Annotated in this window: 15 protein-coding genes; 9 read left to right on the plus strand and 6 right to left on the minus strand. The window is 60.8% G+C overall.

Annotation, left to right across the window (positions count from 1 at the left end):
• The first annotated feature begins 270 nt into the window (after window positions 1-270).
• Together MUH00_RS03070 and MUH00_RS03075 are read left to right on the plus strand one after the other, a co-directional pair.
• Window positions 271-561 carry a DUF7692 domain-containing protein gene (locus MUH00_RS03070; protein ID WP_247002305.1) on the plus strand — a complete coding sequence of 97 codons (291 nt, stop codon included), beginning with the start codon at window positions 271-273 and terminating at the stop codon, window positions 559-561.
• A 417-nt stretch (window positions 562-978) separates the two neighbouring features.
• Complete coding sequence (locus MUH00_RS03075; protein ID WP_247002306.1) at window positions 979-1,629, plus strand: twin-arginine translocation signal domain-containing protein; 651 nt, start codon at window positions 979-981, stop codon at window positions 1,627-1,629.
• Between the two features lie 163 nt (window positions 1,630-1,792).
• Here MUH00_RS03075 and MUH00_RS03080 read toward each other — a convergent pair whose 3' ends face one another.
• Window positions 1,793-2,062 carry a DUF7571 family protein gene (locus tag MUH00_RS03080; RefSeq protein ID WP_247002307.1) on the minus strand — a complete coding sequence of 90 codons (270 nt, stop codon included), beginning with the start codon at window positions 2,060-2,062 and terminating at the stop codon, window positions 1,793-1,795.
• Window positions 2,063-2,243: 181 nt separating this feature from the next.
• Between MUH00_RS03080 and MUH00_RS03085 the strand changes: the two genes are divergently transcribed.
• Complete coding sequence (locus MUH00_RS03085) at window positions 2,244-2,450, plus strand: cold-shock protein (RefSeq protein ID WP_008418277.1); 207 nt, start codon at window positions 2,244-2,246, stop codon at window positions 2,448-2,450.
• A 248-nt stretch (window positions 2,451-2,698) separates the two neighbouring features.
• Here the strand turns inward: MUH00_RS03085 and MUH00_RS23115 are convergent, their stop codons facing one another.
• On the minus strand, window positions 2,699-3,130 hold the full coding sequence (locus MUH00_RS23115; protein ID WP_425603037.1) for a PD-(D/E)XK family putative nuclease: 432 nt from the start codon (window positions 3,128-3,130) through the stop codon (window positions 2,699-2,701).
• A gap of 2,605 nt (window positions 3,131-5,735) precedes the next feature.
• Window positions 5,736-5,993 (minus strand): AN1-type zinc finger protein, encoded by a 258-nt coding sequence (locus MUH00_RS03105; protein WP_247002309.1) that lies wholly within the window; start codon window positions 5,991-5,993, stop codon window positions 5,736-5,738.
• A gap of 392 nt (window positions 5,994-6,385) precedes the next feature.
• Between MUH00_RS03105 and MUH00_RS03110 the strand changes: the two genes are divergently transcribed.
• Together MUH00_RS03110 and MUH00_RS03115 are read left to right on the plus strand one after the other, a co-directional pair.
• Window positions 6,386-6,820, plus strand: a complete 435-nt coding sequence (locus MUH00_RS03110; protein WP_247002310.1) for a type IV pilin domain-containing protein — start codon at window positions 6,386-6,388, stop codon at window positions 6,818-6,820.
• Window positions 6,817-7,077, plus strand: a complete 261-nt coding sequence (locus tag MUH00_RS03115) for a hypothetical protein (protein ID WP_247002311.1) — start codon at window positions 6,817-6,819, stop codon at window positions 7,075-7,077. Before MUH00_RS03110 ends, MUH00_RS03115 begins: the two co-directional genes overlap by 4 nt.
• 339 nt (window positions 7,078-7,416) lie before the next feature.
• Here the strand turns inward: MUH00_RS03115 and MUH00_RS03120 are convergent, their stop codons facing one another.
• The 3 genes from MUH00_RS03120 to MUH00_RS03130 form a co-directional block, all read right to left on the minus strand.
• A complete protein-coding gene (locus MUH00_RS03120; protein ID WP_247002312.1) occupies window positions 7,417-7,578 on the minus strand; it encodes a hypothetical protein in 162 nt (53 codons plus the stop codon).
• A 103-nt stretch (window positions 7,579-7,681) separates the two neighbouring features.
• Window positions 7,682-8,071 (minus strand): DUF7344 domain-containing protein, encoded by a 390-nt coding sequence (locus MUH00_RS03125; protein ID WP_247002313.1) that lies wholly within the window; start codon window positions 8,069-8,071, stop codon window positions 7,682-7,684.
• A 100-nt stretch (window positions 8,072-8,171) separates the two neighbouring features.
• On the minus strand, window positions 8,172-8,822 hold the full coding sequence (locus MUH00_RS03130; protein ID WP_247002314.1) for a helix-turn-helix domain-containing protein: 651 nt from the start codon (window positions 8,820-8,822) through the stop codon (window positions 8,172-8,174).
• A 441-nt stretch (window positions 8,823-9,263) separates the two neighbouring features.
• Here MUH00_RS03130 and MUH00_RS03135 point away from each other — a divergent pair, with 441 nt between their 5' ends.
• The 4 genes from MUH00_RS03135 (at window position 9,264) to MUH00_RS03150 (ending at window position 11,727) form a co-directional block, all read left to right on the plus strand.
• Entirely contained in the window at window positions 9,264-9,788 is a 525-nt protein-coding gene (locus MUH00_RS03135; RefSeq protein WP_247002315.1) for a hypothetical protein, read from the plus strand.
• Between the two features lie 75 nt (window positions 9,789-9,863).
• Entirely contained in the window at window positions 9,864-10,247 is a 384-nt protein-coding gene (locus MUH00_RS03140; RefSeq protein ID WP_247002316.1) for a DUF5789 family protein, read from the plus strand.
• A 91-nt stretch (window positions 10,248-10,338) separates the two neighbouring features.
• Window positions 10,339-10,950 (plus strand): translation initiation factor IF-2 subunit beta, encoded by a 612-nt coding sequence (locus MUH00_RS03145; RefSeq protein WP_247002317.1) that lies wholly within the window; start codon window positions 10,339-10,341, stop codon window positions 10,948-10,950.
• Window positions 10,951-11,088: 138 nt separating this feature from the next.
• Window positions 11,089-11,727 carry an HAD family hydrolase gene (locus MUH00_RS03150; RefSeq protein ID WP_247002318.1) on the plus strand — a complete coding sequence of 213 codons (639 nt, stop codon included), beginning with the start codon at window positions 11,089-11,091 and terminating at the stop codon, window positions 11,725-11,727.
• The last annotated feature ends 18 nt before the right edge of the window (window positions 11,728-11,745 follow it).

An 11,745-nucleotide genomic window follows, 5' to 3' on the forward strand; every position in this document is an offset into this window, starting at 1 on the left:
GTAGGTTAGCATCTGCACATAACGAAGCGCACCTCATAACATAGTTTTGACTTGGTTCTGGTTACCCACTCCCAGGAGTCACACGTCGCGAAAGCCGTTTTCACGAATATGAACACGAACCGAGTACCTGCCGTGTTCATATCGAGCCGATCGTCGTCACGATCGCCCCAGTCACCGTACCGATCGTGTCGGTCTTCGACACCTTATTTATAAACGAACCCCGTTCGAATGAACCGAAAAAACTAGAAATAGCCGGTCGTGTTCACGGCCATGGCTCGCAACGAGACGCCCGGATCGGTCCGAGTTCGCACTGACGACGGGAACGAATGGCGATATGACGCGATCGAGAAAGCCGCGAGATTCTACGATTGTAACCGATCGAACGCGATCGCCTTCGCATGCAATGACGTCGATACGCTCGTAACCGCGGCTCGGCGTGTTTTGGAGCGCGACGATCTGACGCTCAAGCAGCGCCGGGAGATCGCCGAGACACTGAGCACGAAAGCTGTCAGTTTTGACGTTGAGACTGAGGTAGCCGTTCAGACGAAAGGAGAGATGTGACTGGCGGGAAAATCTCTGTGCGGCTTTGCTCTGCCGATCCCTTCGAAATTGATAGATGGGCGCTGCTGAATAGAGAGCTTCTATCCAGCAGAGCATTACAAACAGGGCAGTATACTGTTGGACGTGACTGATTGTAGGTGAGCTGCTGAGGCGATCCAGAACTTTCTCATTCCGTCTTTCGACCGGCAGTATCTCACCACCAAACGAACTGAATACGGGAGTCGTTCGTCCACGTGCAGCCAGTGATTGATTTCACCCTCTGGAATTCGATCAGGGGTGGACGATTTTCACTAGATTACTACATTACTACCCCCCACGTCGTATTATCTATGGCTCACAAGTATGGGAAACCAGAACCCGAAACCAGCAAGAAGCGATCAGAGGACGCCACGGGACACGATAACTAAAGAAAACATAATGATGGATGAAAACACACGATTCGACGGCGTATCTCGCAGAAACCTGCTGAAAGCCAGTGCTGTCGGAATAAGCACAGCAGGGTTGGCAGGCTGTACGGTCACGGACGCCTCGCAGGACGCTCCCGCCCCCGCTCCAGAACTGGATCTCGAAACATTGGAGGCTGACACGGAGTTCGGAACCCTCCAGGCGGCGCGTGCAGAGACTTCGTATGTCGGCCCGGTCGACAACGGCCAGGCAATTGGCATCGCCTTCCTCGACGAAGTTGGTGCCGGAAATAACCAGGATCGCGACGATGAGATCGTCGTTCATCTGTACGATCGCGAGGACCTCGCGATCATGCTCGGCGAGGTCGATGCTGCGGGTGCAGCGACGCTCGAAAGCGAGGAGATCAGCGACTTCGATGCCACCGTCGAGCTCGCCATGGAGACTGACGTCGTGTCCGGGACGGTGGCCGTCCACGGAGAATCGTCCACCCCATTCACGGCTGACGCCGCGACCGGTGTCGGCGGCGTCTATTGGGCGCACGGAACTGACGAGGAGCCCGACGTCAGCACTGATTGGGTCGTCCTCCCCGACGGCCGCCAATGGGGCTGTCTTTGTTTTCCGCCATACGCCAGTCCCTGCTGTGCGATGCAGCGGGTGGCCTGATGGTTTCGGTACGGGGTGGCGGCTCTTCGGATCCGAAGGGGTCGTAGCAGGGTGATCGTAGGGAGCGTATTTCTTTCAGACATTCCCCACTGAACCAACGCTCAGTATGCGTGTCTATCGAACGGCCACCTTGACGAAAATATTGTTCGAGAGCGACTGCCGTTCAGGTGGACACGGGGCCACGCGTCCAGCCAGGGTCGTGGCCGGTGCGGTCTATGAGATCGGACCGACACGCCGGACAGTAGTCAGGGGTGACGGATTCACTTCGGGGAACGTACACCGCGCCGCCACACTTCACGCACGCATCCGCGACGATGGTCGCGCAGTCCGCACAGACGCTGAAATCGTCAGCCGTGAGTTCGCGCAGGGGTTCAAGCTGTTTATCGAGGAGATACTCGTCGATAGCCGACTGGCAGTTCTGGCACGGTTTCATGGCGATGCATGTTATACCTCTTGACCGCACGGTAAATACCTGCCTCCGAAACCGAACTGACTGCCGAAATCCGAACGAACTGTACGCGCGACCAACCGTTCCGCGTGTGTATTAAAACAAGAGCCGTGGTACCGCGACGCTCGGAAGTGTTATCAGTCACCGGAGACAACATTTGGTTGTAATGGCAAACGGAAAAGTTGATTTCTTCAACGATACTGGCGGCTACGGTTTCATTTCGACTGACGACGGCGATCTCGACGACGACGAAGACGTTTTCTTCCACATGGAGGATGTCGGCGGAGAAGACCTGACGGAAGGTACTGAGGTCGAGTTCGACATCGAGTCCTCACCGAAGGGACCTCGCGCGGCGAACGTCGTCCGGCAGTAATACCGAGACGCACCCGTCGCTCACAGCGACAAACAATACTCTCGTTTTTTCAGACGGTTACACGGTCCACCTGAGGCTATCTATACACTCCAGAAACACCGACATCGAGAACGTTGTGTGACCGATACGCGCTCTGTATTCAACACGGCTGCGGAAAGCTACTAGAAATTATGAAAATTCAATAGAGGATCAGAAAACGTCTGCAATCGCGAGCTTCGCCTGCTTGGTGTGCGGTGATCGCCGCCGTGCTACCGGAGCACGGGCAGGCTCGAAGCTGCGATCGCTTTCGTCCGAAGAATCTGCGTACCGGTGCCTCGCCGTCGATAGACCGCGAAGCCGTACCAGCCGCCCGCTCGAACGATTTTTGAATGGGAGCGCTTGTACACCTTGAAGTCGCCCAGATTTCCGTCCGCGTGCCGATGGGCTGTCGCTTTGAACTCCCCATGGGGTGCCGTCCTTCTCTCCGTCGTACCAGCTCGTTCTATCCGGCGGCCGTCCTCGTCAACGAGATCGTCGAGTATCTCGAACGATACGAGTACGCGAGTCGCCGGCACATCATCGTACTCATGCTCTGGCACACCGGATGCCGCGTCGGTGAACTCCGTGGGCTTGACCTCGGAGATCTCGACCTGGAGGGCGATCGCCCCGGCGCCGACGGGCCAGCGGTCCACTTCGTCCACAGACCTGAGACGGGGACACCTCTGAAGAATGAACGCGATTCACCAAGACGACCGACGAGAGGTATCGAGCGGACAGTACCCCTATACGGGGAGGGCGGACTTCCCTTCCTTTCGAACTGTGGTAGTACCCGAAAGCCGCGTATTCGGGCGTATCCGTACCTCTATCGTCCAAATGTATATCGGGAACCCTCCCCAAAAATCGTGAGCGGAACTCGCGTCTAATCGGGGGTCGACGCCGCCCTTCGAATTTTGTTGTTGGAGGTGACGCCTGATGCAGCGCTGGGACGGTTCCGATCGCGATCCTCAGCGCTGTCTCGAGTGCAGATCGCACATCACTCCCGAATTCTGACGCGGGTACGCGGCGAAAAGATCGAGTACACCGGTGTCGCGACTGTGACACGTATACGCGTCTAAGCGACGGTAGTGCCGCTGGAAAGGACGTTCCGATAGCTGACCCTCTTGAGGACCCCGCTCGGTTTAACGAGTGCTACGAGGATCTTCCGTCTCACGTCAAAGCGGTCGTCAAGGTAATTCTGGTGGGGTCGCGACGGTGGTGAGAAGCGGTGAGTGACCACTGTGCGAGCGGTACTTACAGGTCGGCTCTCTGGTCAAGGCCGAACAACCAGAAGGCCTCGTTACCGATCACGTATAGAGTGATCAGCGCGCTGAAGTGTAATAGTGGAAAGGGTTCAGACGCTATCACCGCGAATAGGGAAAACTGTACTGCGAAAACCATCAGCAGCAGATTTCGTAATCGACGGGATTCCGTGTTCATATTTACTATCGAACAGTATCTCAGTAATACATATTCTGATTCTCGTCGCGATCGTCGGTCAATACACGCGGATACCGATCAGTCGATCTCACATTCTGAGAACTCTACGCGAAATAACGGGGATGAGCAGCGGTGAGTCTCGAACAGTTCGTCGCGCGCCGAGTCACTTCGAGAGGTGACAAGAAACCAGGTCCGGGAAATCGCCTGTTCGGTCTGCTCGACGAAGTTCGAGCACACGGAAGGCATTGAGAGGTCCCGGTTCGTCGGCTCACTGAGGCCGACCGCGATCGATCCTCGAAGACCGCGGCCGTGACTACGTTCGGTCGCAGGGCTATCAGTGCCGAAGCGACGAAGTCGTGTTGTCCTGTGCGACTCCGGGCCCGGAGCGGCCTTTTCTGATCTTCGTCGCGGGCGTACGCGCACGCGCCCTCGAGAATCCGTTCAACCGTCGTACTAATCCGGTCGCAGCGTTCTGTGGACATCGTTACGTAACGATCGGTGTCCTTTGAGACAAATCGGATCAAGTGAATGCTAGATCCTATATAAGAAAGAAACGGGCGAACAGAGTCCTAAATCTACAGGCGCTTACGGAGCACACTCTGGGTGAAATACGCTAAGATTGTGTTTATTCACCCCGCTTGATTGGTACAATCGCACTCCCTTTATCTCCTGCCCACACGCATCACAGACCATTATCGTGTTTACGCGTTCGACTTATAAATCGGTATTGTGACTACTGGAATGATAACAGAGAGCGCGCGAACTAAGCGCTCTGTACTTAGCAGAGCTTCTAAAAGCGACAATCAATCTCGAATTTCAACGAGATCAGTAGGATAGTTCCAGATCGATGTTTCGAGTCGGTTCTCACCGCCGTCAAGGCGATCAACCGGGAGATGAACGTTTTTGATCTCACCACGGCCGTCCACCAGACCGTCTCACAGAAGGTCGTCTTTCGGCAGCGGTTACTACGATGGAACCATTCTATCGCTGGCTAGTATCCTTCGCCCCAATATCGTCACTGCGCCCGCCTCAACATCGGTCCCGGCGCGTTTTCGGCGACGATCGCTCCGCGAGCGGTGCCGCTCATTCCCCGGTCAGGCCGCCAGGGGAGGATTCGTCGTCGAGATCATTGATTAACAGGAACTCGGTCGACCCGCAGTCGCAGCTGTCGCTTCCGATCGGCTGGATGTCACCGGTAGGCCACTGGCGAGCCGCATAGACAGATCCACATTCGGCACACTTAGCTAGTTCTCTGTTCACGTCATCCCTATTTGCCATGCCTCAGCGCCGTAGACGCGCTACGTCTCGAATTAAGGTTTCTATCGGGAAAACTGTCGACCGGCGCTCACGTTGGCCGGGAACCGGGCGCTCGAGTTCAGATTCTGAGAACTCCACGAGAAGCGAAGGGGTGGCCGGCGGGCCGCCTCGTCGAATCCGACGAGCGGAACGCTGCGGCGATCGCACCGGCTTTCGTGGCAGTGCACCGGCTTTCGTCGTAGAGTGGTCGTACGCGCGTCACGCGGGCCGCTACGAGTTCGTGGACGGCATCCCGCAAGCGTCCGAACGCCGGCACCGGCGAGATCCTGGCCGCGGTCGTCCAGACCGCCGCCGAACTCGAGGGTGACGACGGACATCCGAATCTGTGGCTGCGGGCCGTCGCGTCCCGAAGCGCGGCGACCTGACGCTTCAGTAACGCAGGGAGATCGTCGAGACGCTGCACACGCGAGCGGTCGCGTTCGCCGTCGGATCGGCGGTAATTGCTCGGACGAACGAAGAGGCGCGTTCGATACGCTCGAGACGGCAACTCGAGGGTTCGACCCGCGATCGGGTTCAAACTAGCAACAGGGCTGCCACCACCGCCAGGACGAGAATACAAGCCACGACGGCGATCGTTTTCGTGCGACTGCGGGAGTTACTCTCAGTCGGTTGGTGTTCGCGCCGCAACTCCGGCCCGAGCGTGTTCGCTGCAGCGACGTTCGGACAATCGTGTTTCTCGGGGAGTTTGTGGCTCGTACAGTGTTTCCGACCGCAGTAGTTACAGGTGTAGGGCATGTCCGTCTCGTCTCCGCAAACGCTGCATTCGGTCATGGGGACTGTATTGGAAGGAGAGCATCATAAGCGATCGGTTCCAGACGGTCAAACGCGCCGGAAATCGCCGTTCTCGCCCGCTCGGTCCCGATAATCGACGCCGCGTACCGCAGCGCGGGCAGGCTCGAGGCGACGATCGTCACAGTTCGATCGCCGGGCTCACGCGACCGCCGACCGTCCTCGACGATCGCGGTCAGTTCGTCGCAGGGATCGGTCGCGAGGGAGGGCGTTCGATTCGCGTCCCGTGCATCCGTGTCGTACCGGCCGCCGACGGTGCGCGCCAACGCGTGTCGACTTGCTGGCGATACAGTTGACGAAAGATGCCGACAAAATAGCGGTTCAATGATCGGCAACAATATTCAAGACAACTTGATAACCAGTAGAACGTATTCATGGTTCGGTGTACCGATCGCGATCGCGCTGTAAATCCCGTTATCGGGACTGTGCTCTTGATCGGGGTTGCAGTCATACTCTCGGCGTCGATCGGGACCTTTCTTATCGGGATGGCCAACGATCTGAGTGGAGGTGCACAGGGGGCAGTCGAAGTATCACATAGTGTCCAAGACCCCGATGACGGATTTATCACCATCTCATCGGTATCGATGCAGCGCGCTGACCGGATCACTATCACGGCGACCGATGTTGACGGCGCGGATCGACTCGAAGGTGGTGCTTCTGTGCTCGCCGACGAGATTCGGACAGTCGGAGGCTCCGTAACGATCAGACAGGATAGCGATCACGAGGGCGATGTCGACGTCTCAATCGTCGCGATCGCCGAATACGGGGACGATTCGGCGCTGATTTTCGATCGAGAGTACAGAATATGATCGGGCCGCTCGAACACTACCTTCCGAACCAGGCGACAAAGACCACGCTCTACCATGCCGTTCGCTGGGGGCTGCGCGTATACATCGTCAGCCTGCTCGTGACTGGCGCGTACAGCGCGCTCTGGATCGCGGAACTCGCCGGGATTATCCCCGAAGCGTGGCTCTCGACGATCTGGCTCGCGATCGCCGCGATGGGAGTAATCTTTCTGGTGCTGCTGATCCCGCTCTTCCACACGTCTCGATCGACGAAGCGGTAGCGCAGGACCGATAAAGGGGATCGGTCGCATAACATCCCATTTCTTGTGCGGCCGTATTACGCGTCTCAGAGCGCAGATCGCGCTACGTCGAACGTCGTAGCAGATGCCCATCTGCTACCGAGACAGACGGCACACATCACCGTCCCGGGTGTGACACGTAAACGCGGAGTAGCGATCGAGAGGGCCGAATACGAACGGTACGCGATCGGGTCCGATCGAGAGTCCGACGCGGTTCGACGGACGCTGGAACAAGGCCGGTCGTCCGTTCGAGAGAGGTCGGTCGGAGAATCCGGCGGCGTCACGATCGACGGACGAACGGCGATGAACGGTACTGCGCGATCAGTTCTTCGACGGCGCGGTGTCGGAGTCGCCCTTGGACCGGAGTCGCGGTTTGAGCAGATACGCTCCGAAACCGGTCCCCGCTGCGAACGAGAGGACGGCGGCTACGACGATCCAGATCAGGTTCGGATGCTCGGCGCCTGTGTGAAGGAGTACGTCCATACGGTTCGCTTCTCGGCGGTCACCATAATTGTTTATACCGGCCACCCGAGCGCCGACTCGTCGGCTACGGCGCTTCCTGAACGCGTTTCCGAAAGTGACCTCGCTAGCTCGGGTCCGATCGATCCGACAAGGATACATCGAGGAGTCCGCCCGATTCCGGGATCGTCACCGACAGGTGGCTCAGGAGCGACGTCAGCTCGATCTGTTCCGTTTCCTGATCCCAGCTGATCACGCCGGTGTCGCGGAGCAACGGCAGGTGGATGTGACTCAGGGACAGAAACGCGTTCTCCTGTTGCTCGCTCGTGACGTCCTCGACGGGGACGTCCAGGTCAATCGCGGCGAGTTCGACGGCCAATCGGTGGATCGACACGGAATCGCGGCGGGCGATCAAAAACTGAAGCACGTTTCGCCGCTGCGAACTAGCCAAGAGAGTGTAAATCGTGTCGACGAATTCGGGGGTCTCTACCTGCTCGAGCCGGAGTTGTTCGACCATACGCGATCGGTGGTCTCAGGACGGGAAAACCTGAACTCCGGGCTACTCATGGCCTTTATCTCAGTAATAATGGTTTCTCTGAGTATCGGTATTACGTGCTTCATGACTCCGGTTGACGTAAAGCCGTTTCGAGGACTTTGTCCGCGCCTCGGCGCACCCGCTCGGAGAGCGCCTGCACCGACACGCCGAGCTCGTCGGCGAGCTCCTCGTACTCGACCTCGCGGGGAACTTTGAAGTAGCCCCGTTCGACGGCGAGCGAGAGCGCCTCGTACTGCGCCTCCGTAAGCCCGTAATCGGGGCCGTTCGGGTCGGTCTCGGCGAGGGACGAGACGCGGTTGAGCTGGTACGTGACGTCCTGATCGATGCAGTAGCGGTTGAACCGCGCGAGGCCGGTGTGATCCTCGAATCGGATCCGGAACAGCCACTCGTCGTCGCTGTGGGCCTCGAGGATCGTCGCGTCCGTGTCGACGATGCCGGTGATCAGCTGCTCGGCCGGATCTTCCCACTCGATCTTGTACAGCGCGCGATCGTCGTACTCGTCGAGGACGGCGATCGATTTCACGTTCTGGCTCTCGCTCATCGCGGCCTCGAACTCGTCCAGGTCGGACCCGTACCCCCAGATGTACGGCATGATTCGCTTCTCCGCCGGCACGACGCGTTCGAGTTCGACCGACAGACCGGGGTGTTCGGCGATGATCTGGCCGAGGAGAAACTCGTCGGCTCGAATCGAAATTTCGGCGATGACGGCCATGGAACGAGTATGGGATCCACGGTATTAGTTCCTGACCGGCCGCGTTCGGCGACGATCGCAGCCCGGGAGCCGGGGTCGGACGGGTTTATCGGACTCCGGATCGAAGCCCGGGCGGGCGCTCCGAAGGACCGTGTCGATCCTCGCGAGACCGATCGCACCCTCGCCGAGGTGACCTCCGAGTCGTCCGCGACGACGACGGTTGCGGACGACCGCGTCCGCGGTACGGATACCGTCACAACCGCCGAATCGTCGCCGAGACGGTACTTAGCGGGTCGGGACACGTAGGGCGAAGCACTATCCCGCTTCTCGCCGCAGAACGTGCCAGCGCGACTCGCACCGCGCGGTCTGCGGTCGTCCCGCGTCCGTCACCCGTCCGTTCCGGCGGGGCCGCCGACGCGATCGGCCACTAGACCGGCGAGCGGCGAGTTGCGACGATCGAGAATGTACCGACGAACCGTCGTCGTCGCGCTCGCGAGCACTACGGTCGCGGTCCTCGCCGGTTCCACCGCCGACGAGAGCGGGGAGCGGATCGGCGAGACGCCCGCGACTGGTGGCGGAGACCGATCCAACGGAGACGGGCGAACGGGCGAGCGCGCCGATCGAACCGCCGAGTCCGCCGGCCCGGGCGCCGAGGGAGCGGACGTCGCGTTCGAACTCGCACCTTACGAAATTTCCGAGTGCGGACTCGCGTGTCGCGAGGCGACGACGACCGTCACGAACGTCGGGTCCGACGACGCGACCGACGTCCGCGTGCTCGTCACGCTCTTCGCCGACGGCAAGCCGATCTGGGAGACCGACGAAGCCGTCGGGCGGCTCCCGGCGGGCGCCAGCGTCACCCGCACGAAACGGGTCGAGGTCGGCGTCGGGGAGGCCATGGCGATCGAAGACGGCGGCAACGTCACCGCCGAAACGATCATCGACTCGGACCAGCGAACGGCGCGGATCGTCCGGGAGACGGAGCTGTGAGCGCTGGCCCCGCGAGCCGTCGGGCACGCGATCGCCGGCCCGCGGCTTTTGCCCGGCGTGGTGATACTGTCGACCATGAGCGAGGAACCCGACGTCGATCGCGCGCAGGATCGGGCCGAGCGGCGCAAGTCGCGGCGAGCGGAACACAGCGAATCGATCCTCCGGGACGTCGAGAGTCACCTCGGAGAACTCGAGTATCCGGTCACGAGCGAGGAGCTCGCCTCGGAGTACGGCAACGAGACGATTGACATGCCGAACGAGACGGAGTCGCTGGGCAGCGTCTTCGACCGGCTGGCCGGCGAGGAGTTCGAATCCCCCGAGGAGGTCCGTGAGGCAGTGTACGGGGAGTTGAGCGGCCAAGCGGGCGGCCGCGAGGAGGCGAACCCCGAGCGCGACCTCGATCGACTGGACGAGGAAAAGCAGGGATCGATCAGCGACAGCGGAAACGACCAGTTCTAAGGGACCGGTCGTCCGGGACTCGACCGGCGCTCGCGGATCCGAGAACGACGATAGCAGAACGGATTTACGTCGCGGGCCACTCCGTTCGAACATGGATTACGAGTCGAGTCTCGACCGAGCGATGGACGAAGTCCCCGACATCGGGGGCGACGAGGAGCGGTTACAGATTCCCGACCCGCAGGCGCAGAAAGACGGCGCCTTCACCAGGTTTACGAACCTCGGTGACGTCGCCGACACCCTCTCGCGGGAGGACGAACACCTCCACCGGTTCATCCAGCGCGAACTGGGGACCAGCGGCAAACTGGAGGACGGCCGCGGCCGGTACAACGGGACGTTCTCCCAGCAGGACTTCGACGCGGCGATCGACGCCTACGTCGACGAGTACGTCCTCTGTTCGGAGTGCGGCCTGCCGGACACCCGCCTCGTCCGCGAGGACCGCACGCCGATGCTGCGCTGTGACGCCTGCGGTGCGTTCCGACCGGTCACCAAGCGCTCGACGAGCAGCCAGCAGCAACAGCAACAGGAGGCGGTCGAGGAAGGCAAGACCTACACCGTCGAGATCACCGGCACCGGCCGCAAGGGCGACGGCGTCGCCGAGAAGGGCGAGTACACGATCTTCGTCCCCGGCGCCGAAGAGGGCGACGTGGTCGAGATTTACATCAAAAACATCTCCGGCAACCTCGCGTTCGCTCGACTCGCCTGATCGACGTCGGTTCTTCGACTCGCGAGCGCACGGCCGATACCGTCGTAGCGGCGGCCGTACCCGAGCGACTCCGTCGCCTGTCGGACCCGGTCCGCTCGGACCGCGAAATTAAAGTCAGATTGCGGTAGTCACACGGACGTGGGAGTATCGTTCGATCTCTTCGGAACGCTCGTGATCGCCGATCGGCCGACCGATCCGGCCGCGACGATCGCGACGGAACTCGACGCCCGCGGCGTCGCCGTGCCCGACGACTGGCACGACGCCTACGGCGAATCGCACATCGACGCCCCGACGGGAGCGGAGGTTCCGCTCCCGGCGCACGTCTCGCGCGCGCTCGCGAGCCGCGACGTCGACCACGATCACGGCGTCGCGAGACGGGCCGTCGTCGCCGCGTTCGATCCCGCCGTCGAAACGAGACCGGGCGCGCGCCGGGCGGTCGACGCCGCCCGGGAGCGAGGTCCGATCGCGATCTGTTCGAACTGCAGCGCCCCGGAACTGGTCGGTCGGACGCTCGTCAGATCCGCGTTCGATCGCGACGACTTCGACGCCATCGTCACGAGCGTCGGCTGTGGCTGGCGCAAACCCGCGCCCGAAATCTTCGAGGTGACGGCATCCCGGCTCGGCGTCGAGCCCGACGCGCTCGTCCACGTCGGCGACGATCCGACGACCGACGGCGGCGTCGAAGCCGTCGGCGGAACGGCGCTGCTGCTCGAGACGGGCGCGATCGACGCGATCCCGGACCGACTGGCGGCGCTGGAGTCCGGAGACGGGCCATGACCGCGCCGCCCGGTCCGA

Source organism: Halosolutus gelatinilyticus, assembly GCF_023028105.1.
Taxonomy (GTDB): domain Archaea; phylum Halobacteriota; class Halobacteria; order Halobacteriales; family Natrialbaceae; genus Halosolutus; species Halosolutus gelatinilyticus.

Bases quoted from the DNA above. Each gene is read 5' to 3' on its own strand.
- MUH00_RS03085 (WP_008418277.1), top strand. From the start codon at position 2,244: ATGGCAAACGGAAAAGTTGATTTCTTCAACGATACTGGCGGCTACGGT.
- MUH00_RS03145 (WP_247002317.1), top strand. From the start codon at position 10,339: ATGGATTACGAGTCGAGTCTCGACCGAGCGATGGACGAAGTCCCCGAC.
- MUH00_RS03075 (WP_247002306.1), top strand. From the start codon at position 979: ATGATGGATGAAAACACACGATTCGACGGCGTATCTCGCAGAAACCTG.
- MUH00_RS03110 (WP_247002310.1), top strand. From the start codon at position 6,386: ATGGTTCGGTGTACCGATCGCGATCGCGCTGTAAATCCCGTTATCGGG.
- MUH00_RS03120 (WP_247002312.1), bottom strand. From the start codon at position 7,578: ATGGACGTACTCCTTCACACAGGCGCCGAGCATCCGAACCTGATCTGG.
- MUH00_RS03070 (WP_247002305.1), top strand. From the start codon at position 271: ATGGCTCGCAACGAGACGCCCGGATCGGTCCGAGTTCGCACTGACGAC.
- MUH00_RS03105 (WP_247002309.1), bottom strand. From the start codon at position 5,993: ATGACCGAATGCAGCGTTTGCGGAGACGAGACGGACATGCCCTACACC.
- MUH00_RS03080 (WP_247002307.1), bottom strand. From the start codon at position 2,062: ATGAAACCGTGCCAGAACTGCCAGTCGGCTATCGACGAGTATCTCCTC.
- MUH00_RS03125 (WP_247002313.1), bottom strand. From the start codon at position 8,071: ATGGTCGAACAACTCCGGCTCGAGCAGGTAGAGACCCCCGAATTCGTC.
- MUH00_RS03140 (WP_247002316.1), top strand. From the start codon at position 9,864: ATGAGCGAGGAACCCGACGTCGATCGCGCGCAGGATCGGGCCGAGCGG.
- MUH00_RS03130 (WP_247002314.1), bottom strand. From the start codon at position 8,822: ATGGCCGTCATCGCCGAAATTTCGATTCGAGCCGACGAGTTTCTCCTC.
- MUH00_RS03115 (WP_247002311.1), top strand. From the start codon at position 6,817: ATGATCGGGCCGCTCGAACACTACCTTCCGAACCAGGCGACAAAGACC.
- MUH00_RS03135 (WP_247002315.1), top strand. From the start codon at position 9,264: ATGTACCGACGAACCGTCGTCGTCGCGCTCGCGAGCACTACGGTCGCG.